This is a genomic window from Streptomyces sp. NEAU-sy36 (genome assembly GCF_013423905.1).
In the GTDB taxonomy this organism is placed as follows: Bacteria; Actinomycetota; Actinomycetes; order Streptomycetales; family Streptomycetaceae; genus Streptomyces; species Streptomyces misionensis.
On record NZ_CP058977.1, the window covers coordinates 4,989,422 to 5,005,581 of the forward strand.

The 16,160-nt window shown below is 74.8% G+C and carries 2 protein-coding genes; both read right to left on the reverse strand.

The window, feature by feature from the left end; all coding sequences use genetic code 11:
- Positions 1 to 34: 34 nt before the first annotated feature.
- Positions 35 to 5,458 (reverse strand): SDR family NAD(P)-dependent oxidoreductase, encoded by a 5,424-nt coding sequence (locus HZZ00_RS22375; RefSeq protein ID WP_374028560.1) that lies wholly within the window; start codon positions 5,456 to 5,458, stop codon positions 35 to 37.
- 19 nt (positions 5,459 to 5,477) lie between these two features.
- A complete protein-coding gene (locus HZZ00_RS22380; protein ID WP_374028561.1) occupies positions 5,478 to 16,154 on the reverse strand; it encodes an SDR family NAD(P)-dependent oxidoreductase in 10,677 nt (3,558 codons plus the stop codon).
- Positions 16,155 to 16,160 lie beyond the last annotated feature (6 nt).

Sequence of the window (16,160 nt, forward strand, 5' to 3'; positions counted from 1 at the left end):
GTTTTACGTCCTCGGTAGCGGTGCGTGAGAAGAGTCAGCGAGACCCGAGCTCTTGGTCGATGAGGTCGAACATCTCGTCGTCGGTGGCGGTGTCGATCCGGTCGAGGTCGATGTCGCGGTCGGTGCCCGGGCCGGCGTCGGCGGTGTTCGACGCGGTGCTCCGGTGGGTGTCGCTCCACTTCCAGAGCAGCGCCTTGAGCCGGGCGGTGACCGTGTCCCGCACCGCGTCCTGCGGGGCGAGCGCGGCCAGCCGTGCCTCCAGCCGGTCCAGTTCGGCGAGCACGGGCGGGGTCTCGGCGGCGAGTTGGAGCACCAGGTCCTTGTGCAGGAGCCGGGCGATGGCGACGGGGTTGGGGTGGTCGAAGACCAGGGTGGGCTTCAGCCGGAGCCCGGTCGCGGCCTTGAGCCGGTTGCGCAGTTCCACGGCGGTCAGGGAGTCGAAGCCGATGTCCCGGAAGGCGGTGGTGGGTTCGACGCGGGCCGCGGTGGCGTGCCCCAGGGCGGCCGCCGCCTGGTTGCGCACCAGTTCCAGCAGGACCTTCTCCTGGTCGGCCTCCGGCATTCCGGCGAGGCGGCGGGCCAGCGCGGGGATCTCCCCGGCCGTGGTCCTTGCCGGGGCGGCGGTGTCGCCCACGAGGCCGCGCAGGACGGCGGGGAGCATGCCCGTGCGGGACATGGCGCGCAGCCCCGGCAGGTCCAGCCGGACCGGCACGATCACCGGCCGGTCCACGGTGAGGGCGGCGTCGAACAGGGCCAGCCCCTCCGCCGGGGTGAACGGCACGACACCGGCCCGCCCCATCCGGTCGCGGTCGGCGTCGGTGATCCGGTCGCCCATGCCGCCGTTGTCCGTCCACAGGCCCCATGCCAGCGAGGTGCCGGGCAGTCCCGCGGCCCGGCGGCTGCGCGCCAGCCCGTCCAGGAAGGCGTTCGCGGCGGCGTAGCTCGCGGCGCCGGCGCTGCCCAGGACTCCGGCGAGGGAGGAGAAGAGCACGAACGCGGACAGGTCGAGGTCCTTGGTCAGCTCGTGCAGGTGCAGCGCCCCGTCGGCCTTGGGCCGCAGTACGGTGTCCAGGCGGTCCGGGGTCAGGGCGGTGATCACGCCGTCGTCCAGGGCCGCGGCCGCGTGCACCACGGCCACGAGCGGGTGCTCGGCGGGGACGGAGGCCAGCAGCGCGGCGAGGGCGTCGCGGTCCGCGATGTCGCAGGCGGCCACGTCGACGTGCGCGCCCGACTCCGCCAGTTCGTTGACGAGTTCGCCGATGCCTTCGGCCGCGGGGCCGCGGCGGCTGGCCAGCAGCAGCCTGCGCGCGCCGCGCTCGGTGACGAGGTGCCGCGCGAGCGAGCGGCCGAGGCCACCGGTCGCGCCGGTGAGCAGCACGGTCCCCTCGGGGTTCCACACGGCGGCGGTGGGGTCCTCGGGCGGGGTGATCCGCGCGAGGCGCGGCACGTACAGCTTTCCGTGGCGCACCGCGGCCTGCGGCTCGTCCAGCGCGGCGAGCGCCGCGGCCAGCGCCGGGGTGACGCCGTCGTCGCTCACCGAGTCGTCCACGTCGAGGAGCAGCAGCCGGTCGGGGTGCTCGCTCTGGGCGGACTTGACCAGACCGGAGACCGCGGCGTGCGCGAGGTTCACGGCCGTGCCGTCCGCTTCGACGGCTCCCCGCGTCATCACCACGAGCCGCGCGTCGGAGAACCGCTCGTCGGCGACCCACTCCTGGACGAGGGACAGCACATCGGCCAGCAGCCTGCGCGTCGCCGCCGCGGCGTCGCCCTCGCCCGGTGCGCAGGGCAGCAGGACGTGGGCGGGCGCGGCCGCGCCGCCGTCGACCGCCGTGCGGAGCGCGTCGATGCCGGCGCGGGTGTCTTCGAGGACCGTCCACTCGGCCCCGGCATCGGTGGTGGGCACCGGGGTGTGCTCGACCCAGTCGATCTGGAACATCCAGTTCCGGTGGGCCACGCGCGAGGCCAGCACCTGCTGCGGGGACATGGCGCTCGCCCGTACGGACGCGACCGAGGCGACGGGGTTGCCGTCGGTGTCGGACAGGTCGATCGCCACCGCGTCGTCCCCGGCGGGCCGGACGCGGACGCGCATGGCCCCGGCCCCCGGAGCGTGTACGGAGACACCGCTCCAGGCGTGCGGCAGGAGTACCCCGTCGCGTTCCTCCGACCACAGGCCGAAGGCGGCGTGCAGCAGTTCGGGGTGCAGGGTGTAGCGGTCCGCCCGGTCCCGCTCGCTGTCGGGCAGGACGGCCTCGGCGTACAGCTCGTCCCCGGCGCGCCAGGCGGCGCGAAGCCCCGGACGGCCCTCGACGTCCACGGGTTCGGCGCCCGTCGGCGGCCAGATCACCAGGTCGAACTCCGGCTGCCGGGCGTTGCGGGTCAGTTCCCCGGTGACGTGGCACACCCACGCCTCGTCGGCGTCCGCGGGGGCCCGGCTGAAGACGCGCACCGAGCGCCGGTCGGGGTCGTCGCCCGCGCCGGTCCGGACCTGGATGCGTACGGCGCCTTGTTCGGCCAGGACCAGCGGCGCGTCCACGTCCAGCCGGTCCAGGTGCGGGAACCCGGTCCGCCGTCCCGCCGCGAGGGCGATGTCCACGAACGCGGCGACCGGGAGCACCGGCACACCGGCGACCAGGTGTTCCGTCACCCAGGGCGTGTCGGCGGGGGACAGCCGGCCGGTGAACAGCACGTCCTGCGCGCCGGCGGTCTCCACCACCGCGCCGAGCAGCGGGTGCCCGGCGGGGTCCAGGCCCGCCGAGGAGACGTCGAGCGCGGCCGTGCCCTTGAGCCAGTAGCGTTCGCGCTGGAAGGCGTAGGTGGGCAGGTCGACCCGCCGGGCGCCGGGGAACAGCGCGCGCCAGTCCGGGGAGAAACCGTGGGCGTGCAACCGTCCGAGGGCGAGCGTGAGCGCCTCCGGTTCGGGGCGGTCGGCGCGGAGCGCGGGGATGGCGACGACGTCGTCCACGCAGCCTTGCGCGAGGGCGCTCAGCACTCCGCCGGGGCCGATCTCCACGAACGTCGTCGCGCCCAGTTCGTGCAGGGTCCGGACGCCGTCGGCGAACCGGACCGCCTCACGGACGTGCCGGACCCAGTACTCCGGGGTGTACGGCTCCGCCAGGCGACCCGTGAGGTTGGAAACCACGGGGATGCGCGGCTCGTCGAACATCAGCCCCCTGACAGCCGCCCCGAACTCCTCCAGCATCGGTTCCATCAGCGGGGAATGGAACGCGTGGCTGACCTTCAACCGGGATGTCTTGCGGCCCTGTTCCCGGAAGACCTCGGCGACCGCCAGAACGGCATCCTCGACACCGGAAACCACAACGGACTGTGGGCCGTTGACCGCCGCAACCCCCACCTCTTCGGTCAGATACGGCAGCACCTCGTCCTCGGACGCCTGCACCGCCACCATCGCCCCACCGACAGGCAACGCCTGCATGAGACGAGCCCGCGCGGACACCAGCTTCGCCGCGTCCTCCAGCGACAGCACACCCGCCACATGCGCCGCCGCGATCTCACCCACCGAATGACCGGCCACGTAATCCGGCCGCACACCCCACGACTCCAGCAGCCGGAACAGGGCCACCTCGACAGCGAACAACGCGGGCTGCGTCGAACCCGTCCGATTCAACTCCTCCGAATCGACATCGACCGGCGCCTCCAGCAGCGCACACACCTCGTCGTACGCCGCCGCGAACACCGGATACGCGGCATACAACTCACGCCCCATACCGAGCCGTTGCGACCCCTGCCCGGAGAACAGGAACCCGACCTTGCCCGGTTCCGCCTCGGCCCGTCCTGTCGCGACCCGTGCCGAGGGTTCGCCCGCAGCGAGGGCGGACAGGCCGGCACGCAGTTCCTCCCCGTCGGTGCCGACCACAGCGGCCCGGTGCTCCAGCGCGGCACGGGTGACCGCGAGTGAGAAGCCCACGTCGGCCGGGGAGGCGGCCGCGAGGTCCGCGGACGACAGCAGCCGTCGTGCCTGGTCGCGCAGGGCCTCTCCGGTCTTCGCGGAGAGCACCCACGGCACCACCGCGGTCCGGGCCCGCGTCGGCTCCTCGGGGTCCTGCTCCTGCGGGGCTTCTTCGAGGATGATGTGCGCGTTGGTGCCGCTGATGCCGAACGACGAGATCCCGGCCCGGCGGGGGTGGTCCGCCTCGGGCCACGCGGCCGCCTCGGTGAGCAGCCGGACCGAGCCGGCCGACCAGTCGACCTGCGGGGTGGGCCGGTCCACGTGCAGTGTCCTCGGCAGCAGGCCGTGCCGCATCGCCAGCACCATCTTGATCACGCCCGCGACGCCCGCCGCGGCCTGCGTGTGGCCGATGTTGGACTTCAACGAGCCGAGCAGTAACGGGTGTTCGCGGTCCCGGCCGTAGGTGGCGAGCAGCGCCTGTGCCTCGATCGGGTCGCCGAGGTTCGTGCCCGTGCCGTGGGCCTCGACGGCGTCGACCTCCTCCGCGGACAGTCCGGCTCCGGCCAGCGCTTCGAGGATCACGCGCTGCTGCGAGGGGCCGTTGGGTGCGGTCAGGCCGTTGGAGGCGCCGTCCTGGTTGACGGCGCTGCCGCGGACGACCGCGAGCACCCGGTGGCCGAGCCGGCGGGCGTCCCGCAGCCGCTCCACGAGCAGCAGTCCGGCGCCTTCCGACCAGGAGGCGCCGTCGGCCGCCGCCGCGAAGGACTTGCAGCGGCCGTCGGGGGCGAGTCCGCGCTGGCGGCTGAACTCGACGAAGGCGCTGGGGCCCGCCATGACCGTCACCCCGCCCGCGAGCGCCATGGCGCATTCACCGGCCCGCAGTGCCTGCACGGCGAGGTGCAGGGCGACCAGCGAGGACGAGCAGGCGGTGTCGACGGTGACCGCGGGGCCCTCGAAACCGAAGGTGTAGGCGATGCGCCCGGAGGCGACGCTGCCGGAGTTGCCGGTGCTCATCAGCCCCTCGACGCCCTCGGGGAGGACGCCGGGCGTGAAGCCGTAGTCGTGGTACATGAGTCCGGCGAAGACCCCGGTGCGGCTGCCTTTGAGCGTGGCGGGGTCGATGCCGGCGTGCTCGAACGCCTCCCAGGCGGTCTCCAGCAGGAGGCGCTGCTGCGGGTCCATGGCCAGGGCCTCGCGCGGTGAGATCCCGAAGAAGTCGGCGTCGAAGTCCGCCGCGTCGCGCAGGAAGCCGCCTTGGCGGGTGTAGACCTTGCCGGGGCGCTCGGGGTCGGGGTCGTAGAGCGCGTCGACGTCCCAGCCGCGGTCCTCGGGGAAGTGCCCGATGGCGTCCTCGCCCTTGGCCAGCAGCCGCCACAGTTCCCCGGGGGAGCCGACGCCGCCGGGGAACCGGCAGCTCATGCCCACGATGGCGATCGGTTCCCGGTCGCGGGCCTCCAGCTCGCGCACGCGCCGCCGGGCCTGGCGCAGGTCGGTGGTGGCCCGCTTGAGGTATTCCCGGAGCTTGTCTTCGTTCATCATCGGTGTTGCCAGCCCCTTTTGGCCTGCGCGGTCAGGAGATGCCGAGTTCGTCGTCGAGGAGTTCGTACAGTTCCTCGTCGCTCGCCGAGCTGAGGTCGTCGTCGGTCCCGGCTCCGCCCGCGTCCGCGGGTTCGGCGGGCTCGTCCCGGTTCCAGCGGGCGAGCAGCGACCTCAGACGCATGGTGATCCTGGTGCGGGTGACGTTGTCGACGGTGTCCGCTCCGGCGCCGTCCAGGGCGGCGGCGAGGCGGTCGAGTTCGTCGAGGACCGGTGCGGACGGGGACGTGCCGCCGGGGAGGTCGTCGAGCACGCGTTGCGCGAGGTCGGCGGGGGTCGGGTGGTCGAAGACAAGGGTCGCGGGCAGCCGCAGGCCGGTGGCCCGGTTCAGCCGGTTGCGCAGTTCCACCGCCGTCAGCGAGTCGAAGCCCAGGTCGCCGAAGGCCTGTCCGGGCCGGACGGCCTTGGCCGAGCTGTGCCCGAGGACCGCGGCGACCTCGGACCGGACGAGGCCGAGGACGGCCGCCGCGCGCTCGCTCTCGGGCAGGTCCGCGATCCGCTGGACGGCGGGTACGGCGGCCGTCCGGTCGGTGCGCCGCGCCCGGCCGCCGACGAGTGCTCTGAGCAGTGGCGGCACCGGGGCGGTCGAGTTCCGCAGGGCGGCGAGGTCCAGGCGTGCCGCCACCACCACGGGATCGTCCGACGCGAGGGCGGTGTCGAGGAGTTCGAGGCCGTCGTCGTCGGGCAGCGGCAGCACGCCGCCGCGGGCGAGCCGGGTGCGGCCGGCGCCGCCGAGGTCCTCGGTCATGGTGCCGGTGCGCTGCCACAGTCCCCACGGCAGCGACAACGCGGGCAGGCCCTCGGACCGGCGGCGCGCGGCGAAGGCGTCCAGGAAGGCGTTGGCGGCCGCGTAGTTGGCCTGGCCGGGGGTGCCGAGCGTGCCCGCGAGCGAGGAGAACACCACGAACGCCCGGACGTCGCCCGCGAGTTCGTGCAGGTTCAGTACCGCGTCGGCCTTGGGACGCAGCACCGTGTCCAGGCGCTCGGGGGTGAGCGCGTCGAGGACGCCGTCGTCGAGGACGCCGGCCGTGTGCACCACGGCGGTCACCGGGATGCCGGACAGCACCTCCGCGAGGGCGTCCCGGTCGGCCACGTCACAGGCCGCCCAGCGCACGTCGGCGCCCGCGGCGGCCAGTTCCGTCCCGAGTTCCGCCGCACCCTCGGCGTCCGCGCCGCGCCGGCTCATCAGCAGCAGACCGCGGACGCCGTGCTCGGCGACCAGGTGCCGGGCGACGAGCCCGCCCAGCGCCCCGGACGCACCGGTCACCAGGACGGGCCCCGGCCCGAAGTCCGGGACGGAGGCCGGGGTTTCGGCGGTGGCCCGGGCGAGCCGGGGCAGCAGGAGGGTGTCGCCGCGCAGCGCCGCCTGCGGCTCGTCGGCGGCGAGGAGGCGGGGTACGGCCGCCCCGGCGGCGCGCTCCGTGTCGGTGCCGTGGGCGGTGTCGAGGAGGACGATACGGTCGGGGTTCTCCGACTGCGCCGACCGGACCAGGCCCCACACGGCCGCCTGCACCGGGTCGGCCGCCGGATCGTCGCCGGTGGCGACCGCGCCCCGGGTCACCAGCACCAGCCGGGCCGCGCGGTCCTCGGTCACCCACCACCGCAGCAGCCGGAGCACGTCGGCGAGGACGTCCCGGAGCCGTGCGGCGTCGGCGCCCGACCCGGCCGGGCAGGGCACGACGACGGCGTCCGCGCCGTCCGGTGTCGCCGGAGCGGCGAGGAGGGCGGCGATGTCGTCGCAGACCCGTACGGCCGGGCCGTGCGCGTCGGCCGGGGCGGCGAGCGGTGCCCACTCGACGGTGAACAGGCAGTCCCGGGAGTTCGTGCGCAGCTGCCCGGCCGACACCGGGCGCAGCGTCAGCGAGTCCACGGAGAGGACGGGACGGCCCGTGTCGTCGGCGGCCTCCAGCCGTACGGCGTCCCCGTCGGCCGGGGTGAGCCGTACCCGCAGGCCGGCCGCTCCGGTGCCGTGCAGGGTGACGCGGGACCAGGCGAACGGCAGCAGGGGGCCGTCGGCGGCCGGTACGAGGCCGCCCGCGCCCAGCGCGTGCAGCGCGGCGTCGAGCAGCGCCGGGTGCAGCGCGAACGTGTCCGCGTCCGGCCGTGCCTCGTCGGTCAGGGCGAGTTCGGCGTAGACCGCGTCGGGGCCGCGCCAGGCGGCGCGCAGCCCCTGGAAGAGCGGGCCGTAGCTCAGGCCGAGGCCGGCCAGCCGGTCGTAGCAGCCGTCCAGGTCCACCGGTTCGGCGTCGGCCGGGGGCCAGTCGCCCAGGTCGGTGCCGTGGGAAGGGATACCGGTGGCGAGGGTGCCGGTGGCGTTGCGGAGCCAGGGGCCGTCCCCGGCGCGCGAGTGCACGCTCAGCGGGCGGCGGCCGGAGTCGTCCTGCCCGCCCACGAGCACCTGGAGCGCGACGCCGCCCTGCTCGGGCAGGATCAGCGGGGCCTCCAGGGTGAGTTCCTCGACCAGGTCGCAGCCGGTCTCGGCGGCGGCGTGGGCGGCCAGTTCCACGAAGGCCGTGCCGGGCAGCAGCACGGTGCCCAGCACCGCGTGCTCGGCCAGCCAGGGCTGGGCCGCCAGGGACAGCAGCCCGGTCATCAAGTGGCCGTCGGCGTCCGGGAGTTCCACCGCGGCGCCCAGGAACGGGTGCCCGGTGGTGTCCAGTCCGGCCGCGCGCACGTCGCCCGCCGCGACGCCCGCCGTCAGCCAGTACCGCTCGTGCTGGAACGCGTAGGTCGGGAGGTCGACGCGGCGGGCGCCCGGCAGGACGGCGTCCCAGTCGACGCGCACGCCGTGCAGACGGGCCTGGGCCAGGGACAGCATCAGCCGGTGCCGGCCGCCGTCGCCGCGGCGCAGCGTCGGCACGATCGCGGCCCGCGCCTCGGCGGCCTCGATGGCGTCCTGTATGCCCGCCAACTGCACGGGGTGGGGGCTGACTTCGACGAACACGTCGTGTCCGTCGGCCAGCGCGGCGCGGATCGCGTCGTGGAACCGTACCGTCTGCCGCATGTTGCGGTACCAGTAGCCGGGGCCGAGTTCGTCCGGGGACAGTCTGCCGCCCGTCACGGTGGAGTAGAACGGCACGGTGCCGGGGAGCGGTTCGACCGCGGCGAAGCCCTCGTGCGCCCGCGCTTCGACGCGTTCGATCTGCGGCGAGTGCGCGGCGTAGTCGACGGCGACCTTGCGGGCCTGGACGCCCTGCTGTGCGCAGTGTGCGAGGAGTTCGTCCAGGGCGTCGGTGTCGCCGGAGACCACGACGGTGCCGGGCCCGTTCACGGCGCCGATGCCGAGGCGGCCGGCCCACCGGCCGATCAGTTCCCGCGCCTCCTCGTGCGGGAGCGTCACCGAGGCCATCGCGCCGTGTCCCTGGAGTCCGAGCACCGCGAGGCTGCGGCGCGCCACGACGCGCGCCCCGTCCTCCAGGGAGAGCGCTCCGGCGATCACGGCGGCGGAGACCTCGCCCTGGGAGTGTCCGACGACCGCGTCGGGGGTCACCCCGAAGGAGCGCCACACCTCCGCGAGGGCGACGGTCATGGCCCAGAGCACGGGCTGGAGTACGTCGACCCGGTCCTGTTCGGCGTCGGACGTGCCGCGCAGCACCTCGGTCAGCGACCAGTCGACGTGCGGTGCGAGGGCGCGTTCGCAGGCGTCGATCCGGTCCCGGAAGACCGGGGAGGTGTCCAGGAGTTCCGTGGCCATGCCCGCCCACTGGGAGCCCTGGCCGGGGAAGACGAAGACGGTCCTGCCGGAGGTCTGCGCGGTGCCGGTCAGCACGCCGGGCGGTGTGGTCCCGGCGGCGACACCCGCGAGTCCCTGCCGGAACTCCTCGGGGGTCCGGGCGACGACCGCGGCCCGGTGTTCGAAGTCCGCCCTGGTGGTGGCCAGCGAGTACGCCACGTCGGCCACGCGGCCGGTGCCTCGGCCGCTGTCGTCGTCGAGGAGGGGGGTGTCGTCGAGGTGGGAGGCGAGGCGGGCGGCCTGCTCCCGCAGGGCCGCTTCGGTCCTGCCGGAGAGGATCCACGGCACGGGCGTGCCGGGGCCGGGCGGCGGCGAGGACGGTTCCTCGGCGGCGGGGGCCTGTTCGATGATCGTATGGGCGTTGGTGCCGCTGACGCCGAAGGAGGACACGGCGGCGCGGCGCGGGCGGTCCGTGCCGGGCCAGTCGACGGCCTCGGTCAGCAGTCGTACCTCGCCCGCCGACCAGTCCACGTGCGGTGTGGGCTCGTCCACGTGCAGGGTCGGCGGCAGCACGCCGTGCCGCATCGCCATGACCATCTTGATCACGCCCGCCACGCCCGCGGCGGCCTGTGTGTGCCCGATGTTGGACTTGAGCGAACCCAACCACAGCGGCCGTCCCTCGGGCCGTTCCCGCCCGTACGTGGCGAGGAGTGCCTGTGCCTCGATCGGGTCGCCGAGCCTGGTGCCCGTGCCGTGGGCCTCGACGACGTCAACGTCGGCCGGGGTCAGTCCGGCGGAGGCCAGCGCCTGCCGGATCACCCGCTGCTGCGAGGGACCGTTCGGCGCCGTCAGACCGTTGGACGCACCGTCCTGGTTCACCGCGCTGCCCCGCACCACCGCCAGCACCCGGTGCCCGAGGCGCCGCGCATCGGACAACCGCTCCACCAGCAGCAGCCCGACACCCTCACCCCAGCCCGTGCCGTCCGCACCGGCCGCGAACGCCCTGCACCGCCCGTCCGGCGACAGCCCCCGCTGCCGGCTGAACTCCACGAAGACGGTGGGGCTCGCCATGACGGTGACGCCACCGGCGAGCGCCATCGTGCACTCGCCGGTGCGCAGCGCCTGGACGGCCAGGTGCAGGGCGACCAGCGACGAGGAGCAGGCCGTGTCGACCGTGACGGCGGGGCCTTCCAGCCCGAAGGTGTAGGACACGCGTCCGGAGGCGACACTGCCGGAGCCTCCGGTGGTGAGCAGGCCCTCGACGCCGTCGGGCAGTTCGCGCGGGCCCTGCCCGTAGTCGTGGTACATCAGTCCGGTGAAGACCCCGGTGCGGCTCCCCCGCACCGTCGCCGGGTCGATCCCGGCGTGTTCGAACGCCTCCCAGGATGCCTCCAGCAGCAGCCGCTGCTGCGGGTCCATCGCGAGCGCCTCGCGGGGGCTGATGCCGAAGAAGCCCGCGTCGAAACCGGCCGCCTCGTGCAGGAAGCCGCCGTGGCGCGCGTAGGTGGTGCCGAGGTGTTCGGGGTCGGGGTCGTAGAGACCTTCGACGTCCCAGCCGCGGTCGTCGGGGAAGCGGGAGATGCCGTCCTGGCCTGCGGCCACCAGCCGCCACAGGTCCTCCGGCGAGCGCACTCCGCCCGGCAGGCGGCAGCTCATGCCGATGATGGCGATCGGCTCGTCGGCGGCGGCCGTCGGCCGCTTTGCCGTGGTCGCCGTCGCGGCGGCCGGGGCCGCGCCGGGGAGTTCGGTGCCGAGGTGCCGGGCGAGGGCGGTGGGGGTGGGGTGGTCGAAGACGAGGGTGGCGGGCAGGCGCAGTCCGGTGGCGGTGGCCAGCCGGTTGCGCAGTTCCACGGCGGTCAGCGAGTCGAAGCCCAGGTCCTGGAAGGCGTGCGTGGGCTGGACGGCGCCGGGCGAGGAGTGCCCGAGCACGGCGGCGACCTCGCCGCGCACCAGGTCCAGGAGGGCGTCGTCGCGGTCCTCGCCGGTCAGCCCGGCGAGGCGTTCGGCCGGGGAGCCGGTGGCGGCGCGCCGGGCCGTGCCGCGCGCGGGGACTCGGACCAGTCCGCGCAGCAGGGCCGGTACGGTCCGCGCCGCCCGGTCGCGCAGGGCCGCGGTGTCGAGGCGGATCGGTACGAGCACCGGCTCGTCGGAGGCGAGCGCGGCGTCGAACAGGCGCAGGCCGTCCTCGGTGGGCAGCGGCAGGACACCGGAGCGCGCCATCCGTGACCTGCCCGCCTCGTCGAGGGTGTCGGCCATGGTGCCCTCCTGCGCCCAGGGGCCCCACGCCAGCGAGACAGTGGGCCGCCCCTGGGCGCGGCGGCGACGGGCGAAGGCGTCGAGGAAGGCGTTGGCGGCGGCGTAGTTGCCCTGTCCCGGGTTGCCGAAGGCGCCCGCCGCGGAGGAGAACAGCACGAACGTCGTGCCGGGGCCGGTGAGTTCGTCCAGGTTGAGTACGGCGTCGGCCTTGGGCGCGAGGACGGCGGCCAGCCGGGGCGGGGTCAGCGCGGCGAGGACACCGTCGTCGAGCACGCCGGCGGTGTGCACGACGGAGTCGACCGGGGTGGTGGCCAGCAGCCGGGCGAGGGCGGCACGGTCGGCGAGATCGCAGGCGGCCCACGTCGCCTCGGCGCCGAGTGCCGCGAGGCCGGCCACCAGGTCCGCGGCGCCCGGGGCGTCCGCGCCCCGGCGGCTGACGAGCAGCAGCCGCCGTACGCCGTGTCCGGTCACCAGGTGCCGGGCGAGGGTGCCGCCCAGCGCGCCGGAGGCGCCGGTGAGCAGCACGGTGCCGAGGTGGGGGGCCGGACCGTCCGCCGTCGTGGGGGAAGCGGCGCGGGTCAGGCGTGGGGCGCTCGGCTCCCCCGCGCGGACGACGACGTGCGGCTCGCCGGACAGGACGACGCGGGGCGCAAGTGCGGCGGCCTCGTCCGGGCGGTCGGTCTCCAGCAGCACGATCCTGCCGGGGTGTTCCGCCTGGGCCGAGCGCACCAGCCCGCCCGCCGCGGCGTGCGCGAGGTCGTCAAAGCGTGCCACCAGCACGAGACGCGCGGCCGGTTCGTCGGCGAGCCAGTGCTGGAGCAGCCGCAGCACCTCGGTGGTGACCGCTCGGATCCGCTCGGCCTCGCCGACTCCTTCCGGGCCGTCGGGGCAGGGGACCACGACCACGTCGGGCCGTGCCGCTCCGTCGGCCTCCGCGAGTGCGGCGAGGTCCGGGACGTACGCGACGTCCGGGCCGTCCGCGTCGTCGGCGGGCAGGGCCAGCGGCGCCCGCTCGACGGTGAACAGCGCGTCGTCGGCGCGCTCGCGCAGTTGCCGGGCCGAGACGGCGCGCAGGGTGAGCGACTCGACGGACGCCACCGGCTCGCCGGCGGCGTCGGCCACCGTCAGGGTGACCGCGTCCGCACCGGCCGGGGCCAGCCTGACCCGGACGGTGGACGCGCCCGTGGCGTGCACGCAGACCCCGGACCACGCGAACGGCAGCAGCGGCCCGTCCGCCTCGGCCGCCAGGGGGCCGGCCGTGCCGATCGCGTGCAGCGCCGCGTCCAGCAGCGCGGGGTGGAGGAGGAAGGAACCGGCGTCCGTGCCGTCGGGGAGGGTGGCCTCGGCGAAGATCTCCTCGCCCGCGCGCCAGACGTTCCGCAGCCCGCGGAACACCGGTCCGTAGGCCAGACCGAGGGCGGCCAGCCGGTCGTAGTGGCCGTCGAGGCCGACCGGCGTGGAGCCGGGCGGGGGCCAGGCGGTGAGCGCCCGCCCGGCGGCCGCGGGAGCACCCGTTTCCGCGATCGGTCCGGGAACTCCGGTGCCACCGCCTGCCGCGTCCAGGGTGCCTTCGGTGACGAACCCGGTCGCGTGGCGGAGCCACGGCAGGTCGGGGTCCCCCTCGGGGCGGGCGTGCACCGTCAGCGGTCTGCGGCCCGCGTCGTCGGCCGCGCCGACCCACACCTGAACGGCGACACCGCCCTGCTCGGGCACCACCAGGGGCGCTTCGAGGGTGAGGTCATCCAGCAGTGCGCAGCCGGCTTCGTCGGCGGCTCGCAGGGCCAGTTCGACGAACGCGGTGCCCGGCAGGAGCACGGTGCCGAGCACGGCGTGATCGCGCAGCCACGGGTGCGTGCTCAGGGACAGCCGGCCGGTGAGCAGCCGTTCGTCACCACCGGCGAGGCGGACGGCGGCGGCCAGCAGCGGGTGGTCGGCGGAGCCCAGCCCGGCGGCACGGACGGCGCCGGGAGCGGCGGGTGCGCGGTCGAGCCAGTAGCGCTCGTACTGGAAGGCGTAGGTGGGCAGTTCGACGCGCCGGGCTCCGGGGAAGAAGGCGTGCCAGTCGGGGGAGACGCCGTGCACATGCAGTTCGGACACGGCGGCGACGAGTGCGGCCCGCTCGGGGCGGTCGGTGCGGAGTGCCGGGATGGTGACGACGTCGTCCACGCAGCCCTGCGCCATGCCGCAGAGGACACCGCCGGGGCCGATCTCCACGAACGTCGACACGCCCAGCTCGTGCAGTGTCCCGACACCGTCGGCGAACCGGACCGCCTCACGGACGTGCCGGACCCAGTACTCCGGGGTGTACGGTTCGGCCAGACGGCCGGTGAGGTTCGAGACGACCGGGATTCGGGGGTCGTTGAAGGACAGGCCCCGGACGACCTGTGCGAACTGCTCCAGCATCGGTTCCATCAGTGGGGAATGGAACGCGTGGCTGACCTTCAACCGGGATGTCTTGCGGCCCTGCTCCCGGAAGACCTCGGCGACCGCCAGGACGGCATCCTCGACACCGGAAACCACAACGGACTGCGGGCCGTTGACCGCCGCAACACCCACCTCTTCGGTCAGATACGGCAGCACCTCGCCCTCGGACGCCTGCACCGCCACCATCGCCCCACCCGCAGGCAACGCCTGCATGAGACGAGCCCGCGCGGACACCAGCTTCGCAGCGTCCTCCAGCGACAGCACACCCGCCACATGCGCCGCCGCGACCTCACCCACCGAATGACCGGCCACGTAATCCGGCCGCACACCCCATGACTCCAGCAACCGGAACAACGCCACCTCGACGGCGAACAACGCGGGCTGCGTCGAACCCGTCCGGTTCAACTCCTCGGAATCGACATCGACCGGTGCCTCCAAGAGCCCGCACACCTCGTCGTAGGCCGCCGCGAACACCGGGTACGCGGCGTACAACTCACGCCCCATACCGAGCCGTTGCGAACCCTGGCCGGAGAAGAGGAACGCGATGCGCTCGCCGCTGCCTGCGTGGCCGCGTACGACACCTGCGGCCGGGGTGCCGGCGGCGACGGCCCGCAAGCCCTCGGCAAGTTCCTCGGGCGTCTCGCCCTGGACCACGGCACGGTGTTCCAGGGCCGTGCGGGTCGTGGCGAGCGAGAACGCCACGTCGAGCGGCGCCGCTTCGTCGCCCGTGCGGGCCAGCAGGCGTTCGGCCTGTGCGCGCAGGGCCTGCTCGGTCTTGCCGGAGACCACCCAAGGCACCGGTCCGCCCTCGGCCGGACGTGCGGCTTGAGGGGCGACGGCCTCGGCGCCGACCGGGTCGTCCTCCGGCGCCTGCGGGTCCTCGGTGTCCGTCGCGTACGCCTCGGCCGACGGGGCTTCCTCGATGATCGTGTGCGCGTTGGTGCCGCTGATCCCGAAGGAGGAGACGGCTGCCCGGCGCGGCTGGTCGGACGCCGGCCAGGGGGTGCGCTCGGTGAGGAGCCGTACGGCACCCGCCGACCAGTCGACGTGCGGGGACGGTGCGTCGACGTGCAGCGTGGGCGGCAACTCGCCGTGGCGCAGCGCCATGACCATCTTGATGACGCCCGCCACTCCGGCCGCGGCCTGGGTGTGGCCGATGTTGGACTTGACCGAGCCCAGCCACAGCGGCCTGTCGCCGGAGCGGCCCTGCCCGTACGTCGCGAGGAGCGCCTGTGCCTCGATCGGGTCGCCGAGCCGGGTGCCCGTGCCGTGTGCCTCCACCGCGTCGATCTGTGCGGTGGTCAGCCGGGCGGCGGCCAGGGCCTGGCGGATCACCCGTTGCTGGGAGGGGCCGTTGGGGGCGGTGAGGCCGTTGGACGCGCCGTCCTGGTTGACGGCGGAGCCCCGGACGACCGCGAGGACCTCGTGTCCGTTGCGGCGGGCGTCCGAGAGGCGTTCCACGAGCAGCAGGCCGACGCCCTCGCCCCAGCCGGTGCCGTCGGCGCCGGCCGCGAACGCCTTGCAGCGGCCGTCGGGGGCCAGTCCGCGCTGGCGGCTGAACCCGACGAAGGTGGCGGGGCCGACCATCGCGGTGACACCGCCCGCGACGGCGAGCGAGCACTCGCCGCCGCGCAGCGACTGGACGGCCAGGTGCAGGGCCACCAGGGACGACGAGCAGGCCGTGTCGACCGTGACCGCCGGACCTTCGAGACCGAAGGTGTAGGCGACCCGGCCGGAGGCGACGCTGCCGGAGGTGCCTGTGCCCAGGTACCCTTCCAGGTCCTCGGGGGAGTTCTGGAGGGCGGCGAGGAACTCGTGGTTCATCACGCCGGCGAACACGCCGGTCCGGCTGCCCGCCAGCGAGGCGGCGTCGATGCCGGCCCGCTCGAACAGTTCCCACGACGTCTCCAGCAGCAGCCGCTGCTGGGGGTCCATGGCGAGGGCCTCGCGGGGCGAGATCCCGAAGAGGCCGGCGTCGAACCGCGCCAGGTCGCGCAGGAACGCGCCCTCGCGGGCGTAGCTGGTCCCGCGGGCCTCCGGGTCCGGGTCGTAGAGGGCTTCCAGGTCCCAGCCGCGGTCGGCGGGGAACTCGGAGACGGCGTCGTGGCCGCCCGCGACCAGTTCCCAGAGGTCTTCGGGTGATTCGACCCCTCCCGGGTAGCGGCAGCTCATCCCGATGATGGCCACCGGTTCCCCGGCGGCGTCCTCGTGGTCACGAAGGCGCCGCCGGGTCTCCTGGAGGTCCGCGGTGACTCGCTTCAGGAAATAACGGAGCTTGTCCTCGTTCGCCACCGAAATCGTCCC